General features: G+C 44.5%; 14 protein-coding genes and 1 pseudogene. 6 read left to right on the top strand and 9 right to left on the bottom strand.

The annotated features are described in order from the left end of the window. Positions 1-5: 5 nt before the first annotated feature. The 4 genes from EYS00_RS08520 to EYS00_RS08505 are packed head-to-tail and all read right to left on the bottom strand — an operon-like array spanning position 6 to position 5,705. The gene (locus EYS00_RS08520) at positions 6-1,184 is read right to left on the bottom strand and encodes a CsiV family protein (protein WP_130636133.1); all 1,179 of its coding nucleotides are present in this window, start codon (positions 1,182-1,184) and stop codon (positions 6-8) included. 53 nt (positions 1,185-1,237) lie between these two features. Then, positions 1,238-1,576 carry a CsiV family protein gene (locus EYS00_RS08515; RefSeq protein ID WP_130636132.1) on the bottom strand — a complete coding sequence of 113 codons (339 nt, stop codon included), beginning with the start codon at positions 1,574-1,576 and terminating at the stop codon, positions 1,238-1,240. Position 1,577: 1 nt separating this feature from the next. Further along, positions 1,578-5,069: a transcription-repair coupling factor gene (mfd, locus tag EYS00_RS08510; protein WP_130636131.1), complete on the bottom strand. Its 3,492-nt coding sequence runs from the start codon at positions 5,067-5,069 to the stop codon at positions 1,578-1,580. A gap of 42 nt (positions 5,070-5,111) precedes the next feature. Continuing rightward, entirely contained in the window at positions 5,112-5,705 is a 594-nt protein-coding gene (locus EYS00_RS08505; RefSeq protein WP_130636130.1) for a PilZ domain-containing protein, read from the bottom strand. A gap of 131 nt (positions 5,706-5,836) precedes the next feature. On the opposite strand from EYS00_RS08505, the gene EYS00_RS08500 reads away from it, so the two are divergent. The 3 genes from EYS00_RS08500 (at position 5,837) to EYS00_RS08490 (ending at position 8,707) form a co-directional block, all read left to right on the top strand. Further along, the gene (locus tag EYS00_RS08500; RefSeq protein ID WP_130636129.1) at positions 5,837-7,054 is read left to right on the top strand and encodes a lipoprotein-releasing ABC transporter permease subunit; all 1,218 of its coding nucleotides are present in this window, start codon (positions 5,837-5,839) and stop codon (positions 7,052-7,054) included. Between the two features lie 65 nt (positions 7,055-7,119). After that, positions 7,120-7,683 (top strand): phosphoribosyltransferase, encoded by a 564-nt coding sequence (locus EYS00_RS08495; RefSeq protein ID WP_130636128.1) that lies wholly within the window; start codon positions 7,120-7,122, stop codon positions 7,681-7,683. Between the two features lie 238 nt (positions 7,684-7,921). Further along, positions 7,922-8,707, top strand: a complete 786-nt coding sequence (locus tag EYS00_RS08490; protein ID WP_130636127.1) for an ABC transporter substrate-binding protein — start codon at positions 7,922-7,924, stop codon at positions 8,705-8,707. Between the two features lie 36 nt (positions 8,708-8,743). Here the strand turns inward: EYS00_RS08490 and EYS00_RS08485 are convergent. Both EYS00_RS08485 and xthA read right to left on the bottom strand, forming a co-directional pair. Continuing rightward, positions 8,744-9,389 (bottom strand): annotated as a pseudogene (locus EYS00_RS08485) (energy-coupling factor ABC transporter permease). A gap of 35 nt (positions 9,390-9,424) precedes the next feature. Beyond that, on the bottom strand, positions 9,425-10,228 hold the full coding sequence (xthA, locus tag EYS00_RS08480) for an exodeoxyribonuclease III (RefSeq protein WP_130636126.1): 804 nt from the start codon (positions 10,226-10,228) through the stop codon (positions 9,425-9,427). 128 nt (positions 10,229-10,356) lie between these two features. On the opposite strand from xthA, the gene EYS00_RS08475 reads away from it, so the two are divergent. Continuing rightward, positions 10,357-10,761 (top strand): DUF2750 domain-containing protein, encoded by a 405-nt coding sequence (locus tag EYS00_RS08475; protein ID WP_130636125.1) that lies wholly within the window; start codon positions 10,357-10,359, stop codon positions 10,759-10,761. A 10-nt stretch (positions 10,762-10,771) separates the two neighbouring features. Continuing rightward, positions 10,772-11,170, top strand: coding sequence for a SufE family protein (locus tag EYS00_RS08470; RefSeq protein WP_130636124.1), 399 nt, complete (start codon positions 10,772-10,774; stop codon positions 11,168-11,170). Here the strand turns inward: EYS00_RS08470 and EYS00_RS08465 are convergent. Beyond that, a complete protein-coding gene (locus tag EYS00_RS08465; RefSeq protein ID WP_130636123.1) occupies positions 11,163-12,422 on the bottom strand; it encodes a glycosyltransferase family 4 protein in 1,260 nt (419 codons plus the stop codon). The two genes, EYS00_RS08470 and EYS00_RS08465, sit on opposite strands and share 8 nt — an antisense overlap. Before the next feature lie 59 nt (positions 12,423-12,481). Between EYS00_RS08465 and EYS00_RS08460 the strand changes: the two genes are divergently transcribed. Next, positions 12,482-13,495 (top strand): 2-dehydropantoate 2-reductase, encoded by a 1,014-nt coding sequence (locus EYS00_RS08460; protein WP_130636122.1) that lies wholly within the window; start codon positions 12,482-12,484, stop codon positions 13,493-13,495. 57 nt (positions 13,496-13,552) lie between these two features. Here the strand turns inward: EYS00_RS08460 and EYS00_RS08455 are convergent, their stop codons facing one another. Both EYS00_RS08455 and EYS00_RS08450 read right to left on the bottom strand, forming a co-directional pair. Next, entirely contained in the window at positions 13,553-14,137 is a 585-nt protein-coding gene (locus EYS00_RS08455) for a HupE/UreJ family protein (protein ID WP_130636121.1), read from the bottom strand. Position 14,138: 1 nt separating this feature from the next. Beyond that, positions 14,139-14,666 (bottom strand): DUF6702 family protein, encoded by a 528-nt coding sequence (locus EYS00_RS08450; RefSeq protein ID WP_130636120.1) that lies wholly within the window; start codon positions 14,664-14,666, stop codon positions 14,139-14,141. Positions 14,667-14,669: the final 3 nt, after the last annotated feature.

Raw genomic sequence — 14,669 nt, 5'->3', positions numbered from 1 at the left:
CGAGTTTAGTCCTCGCCAGACTGGGGATCCGCTGGGCGACGATATCTTCTAATTTGTACCACCATACCAAACAGTGGGTGGTCAAAGTAGTGCAATTGCTTACTAATAACCCGCCGTTGCTCACTAAAGGGAAGGGATACTAAGGTCACTGGTGCAATAGCATCAGTGACTTCATCGCTACCCTTGATTCCATAGGGTACGCGTAAAAAGACTTCACTATCGATGTGAAGATAGGGAACCGAGTTGATGTACTTTAAAAATACCTTTAGATATCCATCAAGTTCCCAAATGGACTCTGGACGTTCATAACTGTATTCATCGCCACTCATGCCCTCTGTTTCATTCGCGGCAGTTCCCTGCATTAAATCTCTCAAACTAACGGGTTCAGGTGATGACAACCTGTCACTGATTCGATCGAAAATCGTTGGGTTTTCTATTGAAGTAATTTCACCACTGTTTTCAATAACTTCAGCTAGCCCTTCGCTAGCGTCATTGTTCATGAAAATACCAGTTGTGATTTGAGGCCGCTTTGGGTGTGGCTCACCGTTTAAATTGAACTGCAAACCGAGGTCGTGCCCCCCTAAGAGTCTCACTTTAAAGGCATTATTTTCTCCAAATGCCACAGGTTGTCGCCATGTAGTATGCAACAATCGCGTTAGCGAGCGCTGCTGTCGAATTTGACGAGACAAGCTCTCGAGCTCAAAAGATTCTGAACTGAGTATGTGAGCACCGGGATGACGTTCCCAATCAACGCCTTCCGGAACCACTGCTAAATATTCAGGTAAAGGAATGAAGTGATTAGGCGTATGTCGAACCCATTGGTTATTTTCAAATGCGAGCCAAGGTTTCTCGGTTCTACAGGTTTTAGCAGGTGTTATAGTAACTAAGGGCTTATACTCACGGACACCTTCAACATTCCGCGGTAGCCAAAACGCATCTAACCAATAGTCGGCTATTTGTTGCTCGTCTGGGAATACAACAGGTTCAGGCAAACGTTCTAAGGTGTCTATGACGTCAGTCACTAGGTCGCTAGGGAGCTCTTCAGGAGACGCCTCGTTAAAAGAAAGTTCGGCTTCTGGTGTTAAAGTTTCAACAGGCTCACCGGAAAGTGCTAGTTTGTCATCTTCGAGAAGAGCTTCTTCAATGGTAAGGGCTTGTTCAGCACTCTCTTCGGATGCAAGCATATCATTTGTTGCGAGCGCCCCATCAGTATTTGAGTCCGCTTCAGGCTCATTGTCTACTGTAACTTCATTCTCTGTTGTGTCTTCAGGTTCCGGTGTGTACTCAGGCCAACTTGGGTAAGGGGCGCATCACAAATATCTAGCCCCTGTTTCAGCCAAGCGATATTCGGCTGTAGCCGTGCTGAAATAATATCTTTGGCATTGGTGTAGGGTGCCAATGAGTCAGCTAGCTGAAATTGCTCATCCAATTGGGACAGAGATATATCTCGCTTGAACACTATCACTTCAACATCGAACCACCAATCGTCGTTCGCGCTGGATGTGTTACAACAAAGTCCTGTTGTAATACCAAGCAACAATGATGTGATTATTTTTCGCGTCCCTTTGAATGACATGCTAGCGCGACTCCTTTGCAAACTCGCTTAACAATTCTCTAATGAAGTTAATCCGCTCTTCAGCAGTTTTAGTAGCCTTAACCACTCTCAGTTTTAAACTACCTTCGAACTTGAAGGTATTGGGCTTTGTTTGAACCAATTGAATAATGAAGCCCGGGTCAACTTTGGTGGTCTCTTTAAATTCAATGGTACCGCCTTGGGCAGTTAAGTCTACTTTTAAAATACCTAAGTTACTGGCATGAATCTTTAATTCTGCCACATTAATTAGATTTTTTGTCGGTGGTGGGAGTAGTCCAAATCTGTCTATACACTCCACCTGGAACTCATCAATATCATCCTGATTCTGGCAACTTGCTAGGCGTTTGTACAAGGAGAGTCTGGTGTTTACATCGGCAATGTAATCATCCGGTAGAAGGGCGGGGATACGCAGTTCTACTTCCGTTTGGCTGGCAATGGCTTCGTCCAGCGATGGCTCTTTGCCTTCTTTCAGTGCCTTAACCGCTTGGTCTAGCATGTCCATATACAAACTAAAACCGATACTCGCGATTTGGCCTGATTGATCGTCTCCTAAGAGCTCGCCCGCACCACGAATTTCAAGATCATGGGTAGCCAGCGCGAAGCCCGCGCCTAAGTCTTCTAAGTTTGAAATAGCATCCAGACGTTTAACTGCGTCTTTTGTCATTCGCTTAGGATGTGGTGTCAACAAATAGGCATAAGCTTGGTGATGAGAACGCCCAACACGACCTCGCAATTGGTGCAATTGTGCCAACCCTAAATGGTCGGCCCTGTCCATGACAATGGTGTTGGCGGTGGGGACGTCGATACCTGTTTCGATAATGGTGGTACACACAAGCACGTTATAACGCTGGTGGTAGAAATCACTCATTACGCTTTCTAACTCGCGTTCGCGCATTTGACCATGACCAATGGCTATACGTGCTTCGGGTACAATCTCAGCAATTTCTTCCGCGGTTTTTGCTATGGTGTCGACTTCATTGTGAAGGAAGTATACTTGCCCACCGCGAAGGATTTCACGCATGATAGCTTCGCGAATTACGGTTTTATCTCTTTGCTGAACAAAGGTTTTTATCGATAGTCTTCGCGCTGGTGCGGTGGCGATTATCGACAGATCACGCATTCCCGATAACGCCATATTCAGTGTTCGTGGAATTGGCGTTGCAGTTAATGTGAGAATGTCTACGTCAGCGCGAAGAGATTTGAGCTTTTCTTTTTGACGAACACCAAAGCGGTGTTCTTCATCAATAATGACTAATCCGAGGTCACTGAAGTTGAGCTCACCAGAAAGTAATTTGTGTGTGCCCACGACAATATCAACTTTGCCTTCGCTGATGCGGTGCATCACGTCTTTTTGTGCTTTGCCGCTTACAAAGCGACTCATAACTTCTATTTCGAATGCCCAATTCGCAAAGCGGTCTTTAAAGTTTTCATAGTGTTGCTGGGCTAATAGGGTAGTGGGAACGAGGATAGCGACTTGTTTACCTTGGTTGGCAGCTAAGAAAGCTGCTCGCATGGCAACTTCGGTTTTACCAAAGCCCACATCTCCACACACCAGCCTATCCATTGCGTTATCGCTACCCATATCTTGAATAACGGCGTTGATGGCTTGCAGCTGATCCGGAGTTTCTTCAAAGGGGAAGCTGTCGGCAAAGCGTTGGTAGTCTTCCCATTGAATCGTGTATTTGAACCCCGGTTTGGCTGCGCGTCTGGCGTAAACGTCGAGCAGTTCGGCGGCAACGTCGCGAACTTTTTGTGCCGCTTTTTCTTTTGCTTTGCGCCATGCTTCTGAACCCAATGAATTAATTGGCGCATGGTCGGTATCACCACCGGTATAACGGGAAATAAAGTGTAATGAAGATACGGGTACATACAACTTAGCGCCTTTGGCGTATTCAATGCACAAGTACTCGGTGGCAACACCGCCCGCATCAAGTGTTTGTAAACCAAGATAGCGTCCTACGCCGTGATCTAAGTGAACCACAGGTTGACCGATAGACAGCTCTGCAAGGTTGCGAATAATGGCACTTTCATCGGTTGCAGAGCGTTTATCTCGCAAACGACGTTGACTAACTTTATGCCCTAAGAGCTCTGTTTCAGTAATGAAGAGCAATTCGCCTTCATCACTTTGCCAACGAAAGCTGTGTTCTACCATACCTACGGTAATGCCTATAGGATCGTGGCTGGCAATAAAATCATTGAAAGATTCTGCGGGGGCTGGCTTTATGCCTGCTTTGAGCAGAATAGTAAGTAGTCCTTCTCGTCGGCCTTGGGTTTCCGCACAAAAGAGTACTTTGGCACCTCGCATGTTCGCACTAGATACAGCTTGTTGAAGTAACTCTGCAGGTATTTTTTTCTGAGAATTAATGGCGATGTCGGTGAGTTTGTCACAACCTAAGTTGTTCGACCCGGCTTTATTTTCAATAGGATCAGCGTGAAGCGATACTCTCGGCCATTGTTTCAATTCACCAAAGAGCGTATTTACTGGCAGAAACAGTTGGTCGGGTGCCAATAATGGACGAGCAGTGTTGTACCTGTGTTGTTCGTAACGCTCTTGAATGTCTGCCCAGAAGAAATTACTCGCTTCTTCAATATCGCCGTGTAGCATGACCAGACTATCGGCATGCATATAGTCAAAAAGTGTGGCGGTTTGCTCAAAAAACAGAGGCAAATAGTATTCAACACCACTGGGCATAGTTCCTTTACTGACCTGAGAAAATACTGACTCGCTAGCATTGCTGGCGTTAAACTGAGACAAAAAGTTTTGTCTGAATAAGCTCAAAGCAGCCTTGTCTGTGGGGAATTCTCGAGCAGGTAATAGGCGAATTTTGTCAACCGCGTCGCCTGAGCGTTGAGTTTCAGTGTCGAAGTAGCGAATGGAGTCTACTTCGTCATCAAACAAGTCGATACGGAAAGGCTTGTTGCTGCCCATGGGGTACAAGTCAATAATACTGCCACGTATTGAAAACTCACTGTGGCTCATGACTTGACTGACGTGCAAGTAACCCGCTTGTTCTAAGTTTCTCCTAAATTGATCTCGGTCTAGTACGTCCCCTTTGTTGAGCATTAGCAAATACTTAGCTAAATAGTCTGTGGGCGCCAAACGCTGCATTAGCGTATTCACTGGAACGATGAATACGCCGCTACCTTGTTGAGTGAATCGGAAAAGGGTTTCTAAACGCTGAGATACAATATCCTGGTGCGGTGAAAAGTTATCATAGGGTAGGGTCTCCCAATCTGGGAATAGCACTACCGGAGACGCATTACTTTCGTTGAAAAACGCGAGCTCTTTCTCAATTTTCAGTGCAGAAGGAGTATCTGCGGTGACTAGTACAATTGGACCCTGGTATTGCTTTTGCGCTTGGCTCACGCAAAGGGCAAGGCTGCTACCTTGAATTTGTCCCCATTGCTGGTGGTCTTGAAAATTCGCTGTGGATTTTGCCGAGGGTAGAGGCAATGCGAGTAGATTGGCTGTCATGTCGTCCCGTAACGGTGTTTTATAGGCAATGAATATGCAGGTTTATGACTTTTTGTCTTTTGCACGTTTGCGTAATTGTTGTGTTTGTATATGCAAGCTCGCGCGAACAAGAAGCTCCTGATCCTGCTCTCGAATACGGTTAAAAATAAAGGCTATATGGTAATCATCTTGCTCTTGGTCGCAAGTGATTACTTCGCCGAAGCAAAAAATGGCTGCTGCCTCTGAATCTAAAAAAACTTTTAACTCAACGTTGTCACCAATATTCATAGGGGATTTGGATGTGATGACTACACCACCGCCGCCAAACTTACTGGTTTGATAACGATACTTCTCGTCATCTTGCTGGTGAAGAATGAACGACATCATTAAGTCAATCTTTCGTGCTTGATGATTGAGGTATTCTGCGAGTGTCTCAGCATGGTCACTTAAATGACGGAGGGGGCGGAGTGCTTGCGCCTCGATTGTCGCCATTTCACTGGCAATCCTGAATGCATTGGGCATAGCAGTTTCTAGGTTTTCTACATCGGGTAACTCAAAGTCTTCTTTGCAAGGCGTCACGTTGACATTAATCCCGTGAGCAATCATGAAGTATTCTTCAAATTGCGCCTTTTTCTGTTCTAACGTTAAGTTATCCATTGTATTGGTTACCACTTATCTTGTACGGCCAGTAGCTTACACGTAGTATACGCACTTTACTATTTTGGGATCCTTCCGTCATCCTCTGTGTTTATTTGGTGGCCACACAAAAGGTTAAACGACTAACTTATATGTTTTATCCGCTTTCAGCTTTTATCGCCTATCGTTACGCTCGCTCTGGCAAACATAACAGTTTTGTATCCTTCATTAACCGTTTCTCTGTAGCGGGTATCGCGCTTGGCCTGATGTCTCTAATTGTTGTTGTGTCGGTAATGAATGGCTTCGAGGCCCAACTCAAGCAGCGTATACTCAGCATAGTGCCCCATATCGTGGTAAGCAATGATGGCAATGCAGTGTCAGAAGAGGTGAGGTCATTGGAAGGCGTCATCGATACCATGCCTTTCTTAGAAGCGGAAGCGTTAACTCAGTCACGTAAAGCACTGCGGGGCGTACAAATACAAGGGGTTATCCCAGATGATATGTCTCAAAATACGCTTGTGGCAAACAGCATGCGGTTTGGTAGATTCGATTCTCTCTCGCCGGGAGACTTCAATGTTGTGATAGGCAATGCATTAGCCACACAGTTGAATATACGCGTCGGCGATAAAGTCAGAATAATGACTGCAGGGGCGAGTGTTTATACACCGTTTGGTCGTATGCCAAGCCAGCGGTTATTTACTATCACAGGCTTGTTTGATGTGGGTTCTCAGCTAGATAGTAGTGTGGTTTATATGCATTTAGATGATGCTCGTAGATTGCTTCGCAAACCGCAAGATTTTGCCACCTCTGAACGTTTGTTTTTAGAGGATGCTTTCGAATATCAAACTACTGTTGATTCACTTCGCCAACAGGCAGCCTTCGAAAATTTAGAGGTGAATACTTGGCGTGAACGACAGGGGCCGCTATTTGATGCGGTAAAAATGGAAAAGAACATGATGTTCTTAATGTTATTGCTAGTTATTGCGGTGGCTGCGTTTAACATAGTATCTGCGCTAGTCATGGTAGTTTCGGAGAAACAGGGTGATATTGCGGTACTTCAGACTCAAGGTATGTCTGGTAGCGTTATCATGTGGATCTTCGTCCTTAATGGCTTATTCAACGGTATCAAAGGTACTGGGATTGGCTTGATTCTTGGCGTCGTGTTGGCACTCGGTCTCAACGGCATATTAACGGCTTTGGGAGTAAATTTAGGGTTATCAGCAGACGGCGCAGGGCTGCCTGTGGTAATGAATCCAGCTCAAATAGCGAGCGTTACCTTGCTTTCTTTGTTGCTATGCGTTTGCGCAAGTGTCTATCCAGCGAGAAAAGCGATGAAAATCAAGCCAGCAACAGCGTTACAAAACGAATAGACCGTGCAAATTTAGCTGAAATTCACTATACTCCCGATCTTTTATATTCAAGCCAGTGGTTCGACATGAACAAAAACTTTATTACTTCGCAATCCCTGCTTCAAGACTCTTTTCGCCTTGCGTCGAAAGTGTATGACGATGGCTTTCGCCCTGACTTTATCATAGGTATTTGGCGCGGTGGTGCTCCTATCGGTATTGCAGTTCAAGAGTTCTTTGAGTTCAAGAATACCTCTACAGACCACATTGCTGTTCGCACGTCTTCTTACTATGGAATTAACAAGCAGTCGAAAGAAATTCGCGTCCATGGTTTGCACTACTTAGTTGAGAATGCAAATGCTGACGATAAGTTACTTATTGTTGATGATGTGTTTGACTCGGGAAGAAGTGTCGACGCACTTATTAAGCAAGTGCGTAAACTCATGCGTTTGAACATGCCTAAAGATATCCGCATTGCGTGCCCTTGGTATAAGCCTGCGAATAATAAAACTGAAATTGTTCCTGATTACTACGTTAATGAAAGTGACGAGTGGTTGGTGTTTCCTCACGAGATTGCCGGACTTTCAGAGGAAGAAATTCGCGAAGGAAAGCAGGAGCTCGTTGACGTTATGGACATCTTGTTTAAAGAGTAATTAGTCTAATTTGTTGTTGGATTTTTTCGACAGTTTACCAAAGTTTAAACCCTTCATTATTATGAGGGGTTTATTTTTATTAGTTTACGGTTGTTTTAATTTCTCTAACTTCATCCTGTAGTTAAGCTTAACAAACGCGTTGGTTGATTTACCCCTATTTATCTCCTAACCTTAGGCAACAGTGCTCCTAAATGCTTTGAAATATCATAGCGTTTTCGACTGGCATAGGGATAGTGGTATGGTCAATAAATCTATTTTTGTATCGACAGTACTCGCATTTACTGCAGTTAATGCGTTTGCGAATGATGCATGCGATGAAATTCGTATTTCCGCACATCCTAATTACCCTCCATTTCATTGGGAAGAAGATGGTACCTTAACGGGGGCATCTATTGAAACCAGCGTCAATATATTTGAAAGTCTCGATTTAAGGGTCAATATCCTGTTTGTTGGTCCGTGGAAAAGAGTATTGAGTAATGCTCGTCACGGAGCTATTGATTTTATTCCTGCGCTAAAAAAATCACCCGAACGAGAAACTTACTTAGTGTTTTCCGAAGAAGCTTTCTCATACAACCCTGTATCGGTTTTTGTGCGACGAGGAGAATTCCAAAACATTCAAAGTTTAGAAGAATTAGCGGGAAACTACGGAAGCATAAACGCCGGTGACAAGCATGGCGAACCCGTTGACGGGTTCGTAGGTGAACAGCCGGAGGTTCAAAATATTCACGGAATAGTCGGAAATTTTATGATGCTCAGGCAACACAGAATCGACTATTTCATTACGGGCAATTTAGTTGGCAGGGACTATATTCAGGCCCATAACCTCGAAGATGAAGTGGATATCGCATTAACGGTGGATAGACTAGAGATCCATAATGCTTTTACGCAAGAGTTTGCTTTTAAATGCCCCCACATAGTCGCGTCGTTTGACGAGAAGTTACGAGAGCTCAAATCTGAGGGGAAGATAGGTCAAAGCATCGTGAGACACAACAATAGATGGTTAGCGCAGTTTAGTATTGATTAGTTTGCGCGCTATTCTGGGGTTGCACTGTTGGGTTACCTACTTACCATCGAGATAGAATTTGTCGTGGAAGGTATACATCCAATGGGGGCGGTAAATAACAAGCAGCGTTGCCGCCATACCGTTCAGCAGAGCTTCTGGAAATGCGAGTAATGGGATTAGTGTGATATAGCTATCGCGAATGACGTCCCATGTGTAAGTCGCTGTGAACCAATAGTATCCCCCAAGCATCGCTGTTTTGAGTGCTATAGTTAGCGCACCTGGGAAAAAACGCACAAATGAAGATATATACAAAAAGATGACGTGGAATTTTGTGGAATGCGAGCATGTATACCAAATAAGTAAAACCTATTGGCACCAGAACACTAAATACACCTTGCACAGCAATTTCTGGCATTGACGTGCCACTTACCAACGAAATGCCAACGAGAGTCAAGGTTCCTGCGATAACACTGTATCTAAATCCGAGTAGTAGAGTAACCACACTCAAACCAAGAAAATGTACCTCAAGGCCATCGTGAATACCTACTCTTAAAACCCAAAACAAAAACAAGACCGCGGCGGTGCCGAATACAAGATGTTGTTGTTGCTTATCAGCGGCAAGCCCTTTGAGAGATATTTGCGTGAGTACGCCTATTACAACAAATGTGTAAAGCGCTAGGCAAAGCCACTGAATTGCAGTCATAAGTCAGTTTACCGATAAATCATAGTAATACGTTACTAGTAAGTCGCCCAAATCGGTGCGTGGTCTGAGGGTTTTTCTATGCCTCGAAGCTCATAGTCTATGCCCGCATCTTTAAGTGTGGCATGAACAGCTGCAGTACCTAACACCAAGTCAATACGTAAACCTCGGTTGTCGTCAAAGCCCTTAGAGCGGTAATCGAACCACGAGTATTGATCATCAGTATCAGGGAATAAGCTTCGGAAACTATCGTTAAATCCCCAGTCAAAGACGCGATTTAGCCATTCCCGCTCCTCTGGTAAAAAGCTGCATTTTCCGGTCTTTAACCAACGTTTAGCGTTGGCTTCGCCTATACCAATGTCTTTATCGGTGTGCGATATATTGACGTCTCCCATGATGATGACTTTGTCATCTGGCGTGTGATTGGCGTCTAAATAGCCCATCAGGTCTTTATAGAATTTGCGTTTTGCCGGGTACTTGAGTTCGTGACTTTCGTTCTCACCTTGAGGAAAGTACCCATTGAGAATAGTGACAGGTTCGCCTTGTTCATCTTTTACCGTCACCATAATCATTCGACGCTGTGCATCTTCTTCATCAGTAGGAAAACCCATCTGAACCGAATCCGGCGCTTGTTTAGTGAGCATGGCTACGCCGTAATGACTTTTTTGACCGTGGTAAAACACGTGATAACCCATGGCCTCAACGGCTTCTTTGGGAAATTGCTCGTTGTGTACCTTGATTTCTTGTAAGCCGATAACATCAGGTTGATGCTTTTCGATGAGCGCCTCGAGTTGATGCAGGCGAGCGCGGATGCCGTTGATATTAAAGGATACAACTTTCATACTTTTTTGTTCTCGTTGTGTCAGGTTCTCACAGTGAGCGCAAGTTTACCATCAGCACCCTACGAGATCATTTCTCATCTGACTTATCAATGCGTATAATCGCGAAAAAATTTACTAGGTTAATTTTCGTGTTTCCACAAACTGTTACTCCGTCGTTGAATGAGACGACCCTTGAGCAAATCCAAACCTTGTCTGCCGAAGACAGACAGGAATTATTTATTACGTACGTACCAAAGGCCAAACAAGTTTGGTTGCTAAAAGGCGAGGCTGGATTTGTCATGTTTGAAGCGCAAGGTGAAACTCGCTTGCCCGTATTTCCACACAAAGATCTGGCCGCTTACTGGTTAAAAGAGGCAGACGAAGCTGCTGAGCTTGAAGTGGTGGCGCTCGAGGATTTTACTCAAACTTGGTTACCTGGCTTAGAGAAAAATAGCGTCGAGTTAGTTATTTTACCTGTACAGGGTGCCGAACAAGACATGATCATGTCAGCGGTAGAGCTAGCTGATGGTATCAAAGCCGAGCAGTTAAAATAGGTTGGTGTTGATGAATACTGCCCCAGATTTATTACCCCTCGCGCAATCTGTAGCAGACGCCAAAGGGTGGGACAGTGCTACTCGAGCTGTCATGATGGCAGGTAAAGCATTGCCCATTGTTCCGCCAGATTTACGTAATGATGAAAACGCAGTGCCTGGGTGTGAGAGTCCGGTGTGGTTGAATATTGAGACTTCGGACGGTAAGGCGAAGTTTAGTGCCTATTCACCCAGTAAGATTATTCGCGGAGTATTGGCTGTTTTGCTTGAAATAGCGAACAGTTTGAATGATCCAGAACGCAGAAGTTTTGATTTTTCAATCTACATGGAAAAATGCCAGTTGCAACGACACCTGAGTCAATCAAGAGGCAATGGCATTCAAGGTGTTATCAAACGGCTTCAGTCTATCTGAGGCGCTTAATTGCGTTCTTCGCTGCGATCCACTGAGACATATACTTTGATGCTGTCAGTGTGTGATGCCAAAGCATTGATTGCAAAAACAAGGGTGCTCTGTGTTGATCAATGGTCAATACAAGGTGTTCCACAGTGTCAACCAAACTATGCTCAGGCGCGCCTTTAACAAGGCTCTGTAGTAAGTTAAACCCGTTTGTTTGTGCGTTAGTCCACGCGTTTTCATCATTGTATAGTTTACTTACTTCATGGATGTAATCGTCATTGTGATGACATATCGCACCGCCCCATGTTGAATGGGAGGCGGGGTTTTCAACATCTTCCATGATGCCTTCAGCACCAATTGATGTGGTAATTGAAGGAGTTCCACATTGCATGGCGTCAATGAGCTTGCCTTTTATACCTGCACCAAAGCGCAATGGAGAAATAAGTAGTCTTGCATTAGCAATAACTTCGTGGGCATTTTCAGCCCATCCCTCCACGTAAAACCCACTTTTCGCATCGTGTAACTGAGTTGCTTTCTTCGGCGGATAAGCGCCGTAAACCCTTAAATTTACACCAGGAACTTTGCGTCTAATGTGAGGCCACAACTGTTTGAGTTGCAATACCGCATCCCAGTTAGGTGCATGACGAAAGTTACCAATAGTAACAATGTCTTTTCTAACCTCAAACGTTGGGACATCGCGACTCATTGATGCCGGGCGTAACGGATGGTAGCGCAATTGACTTGTTGGAACTTGGTAGTGTCGAGCCAGTAACTGATACTCGGCTTTTGATATCACCAGTGTTAAATCGCTGCGAAGTATAGCGGCAACTTCCCGTTGTGCGAGTTCAGTATTGAGTTCCGCCTGGAATGCAGATTGTCCCTGTTTAACCGCATTGTGTCGTGCTTGGCGTAAACTGTGTAGATCCTCGGTATTAAGTATTCTTAGTGCCTGAGGGCACTGGGCTTTAACTCGCCAAGAAAACTGCTCTTCTGTCATGTAGCGGTCAAATATGACTACATGAGGTGAAAGCATTCTCACCTGTTGGTCGAAGCTATCGCAGTTGAGCGCGACAGGAATGACATCAATTTGCTTTGCGTCTAAGTCGGCTTTGTGCACACTGTCGGTGGCTGCAGTCATAAAAGTAACTTGATGCTTTTGGGCAGAGAAGCCCTCTAATAAAGACATCATATTTTGACCGGCGGCAGAGGAATTTGGCTCGGGCCAAACATAGCCGATAACAAGTATGCGGAGTGTTTCGGTTGACATAAACGCTTAACGATGGTGTTTTAAAAAACGTGTACTGTATCACAGCATAGGACGTAGTTATGCAACATTGCATTGTTGGAAGTGGCTTGATTGGTAGTTTTATTGGCGGCGTTATGACTGCAAATGGTCAACAAGTAGACCTAGTCGCCCGCGGGCAGTGGAAAGCGAGGCTGCAAAAGCCAATAACACTGACCGACTATCTTGGCAACAGGGCAGTTGTGACTTGTTCCATAGCGCAGAGTAAAACAGCTGATGTCATCTGGTTAACGGTTAAATGCACCGGGTTGCATCAAGTTATTGACACGCTGCGAGACCGTGTTGAGTCTCACACGGTAATCGTTTGCTGTCAAAACGGGGTAGGCAGCCACAGTATTATTCAGCAAGCTTTTCCTCAGCACCAAGTACTGAGAGCAATGGTACCTTTCAATGTTGTTTTGGAGTCAGAACAACATTTACATAAAGGCTCAGAAGGTTCGCTGACCCTTGAAAAATCAAATAATACGCATTTAACTCAACAACTCGCTGATGCCCTGTCTCATTCGTTAATCGAAGTGCATACGACTGAGAATATTGACGCTGTGCAATGGGCTAAGCTGCAACTGAACTTAGGCAATGGCGTCAACGCCCTTGCCGACTTACCTGTTAAGTCAATGCTGGAAGACCGAGGTTATCGTCGTGTTATAGCGTCGCTGATGGACGAGTTATTAACTGTGGTTGAGCACAGTAATATAACTCTTCCCAAAGTAGCAAAAGTGCACGGAAAGTGGCTTCCTACCATTTTACGACTTCCAGATTGGTTGTTTTCTCGGGTGGCAAAACAAATGCTTGATATCGACCCCACAGTTAAAACATCAATGTGGTGGGATTTACAGAATAAGAAGCCTACTGAGAAAGACTTCTTGTACGGTGCAGTATTAAAGCAAGCTAACAGTCTTGGAATTGAAGCTCCAATGAACGAGGCGATGATCCGACTGATTGAAACAACAGAAGTCAATATATCCAATGATAATAGTAGAAGTGGATTATTGTCCCCTGAACTCTGTAACATGCTGAACATCTGCGCTAAAAATTAGCGTAGATTGACGCTATCATTTTACTAGTTATTCACTGTACAAAGTATATATTGGGCGTCACCAAAATTTGGTTTCTGACATTAAAACAAGAGCGATACCCGCGGCGGCCCCAGAAACAAATACGTTCCAATCTCGTTGCTTAACGCGCAGTATATTCATCAGAACAAAGCCAACGCTCAATATTATTGCGACAATCATCAGCTGCCCTAACTCAATGCCCAAGTTAAATCCTAAGAGGGGGAGCGTAATAGCATCATCTCGCATTAATAGGGCGCGGAAGTAGTTTGAGAAACCCATCCCGTGAATAAAGCCAAAAAAGAGCGCCATGGTGTAGTACTTCCACATGCCCGTTTTTGACTCGTTTTTTGGTTTTGATAGTACGTTGTGTAGAGCGGTTAACAATATTGTTGTGGGGATCAAAAATTCAATCACATCTGAGGGAATGGTAATAGTGCCCAATGCTGAGAGCGCCAAAGTAACACTGTGTCCCACGGTAAAAGCAGTGACTAAAATGAGCACGCGGCGCCATTCTTCAATTTTGTAAATTGCACATAGGGCGATCAAAAACAAAATGTGGTCAAACCCAGCTAAATCAGAGATGTGCTCAAACCCGAGCGTAAGATAAAGGTCAAATGACTGCATATTATAAATCCAACCTGTGGATTGGTGTGTCCTTGTTTAGCATTAAACTTTCGGTTTCTTCTCCCAAGTAAACGTAGACGATGTTACTTTGGTCAAAGAAAAGGTCAGTGAACACGGCATTTTTTATTTCCAGCGAAGATATATGCTCCGTTAGCGGAAATTCAAACTCGACTGCTAGGGCAAGGTTTATGCCTTCACCGTGAAGTCGCTTGCTGGCTATATTTAAGTCAAGTTTTTTATCATTCACTTTAATGTAGAAAAACTGATCTAAGTATGAAAGCAATAGAGACTCGGCATTTTCCGCTTCGTTGGGCTGGCAGAATGCTAGTTCATCGTTCTCGGGGTCGAACAGCAGCGCTTCCCTAATGTCCATAAGAAAAAGTCGTAAGCTTACCGAGAGTTTTTCTTGGTCAGTCGCTTTTTCGATTTCGCTCAAAGATAGTCTTAACGGATGCGCTAGCGCTGTTTGCACAGTTAGCAAAAAAAGCAACGCGAGCACTGTCGCGTTGCCTGTATACTTAGGTTTCATATA

It is taken from the genome of Alteromonas sp. KUL49 (assembly GCF_006538345.1).
Taxonomy (GTDB): Bacteria; Pseudomonadota; Gammaproteobacteria; order Enterobacterales; family Alteromonadaceae; genus Alteromonas.
Note: the sequence above shows the minus strand (reverse complement) of the source record. Positions and strands in the feature narration are given on the sequence as shown.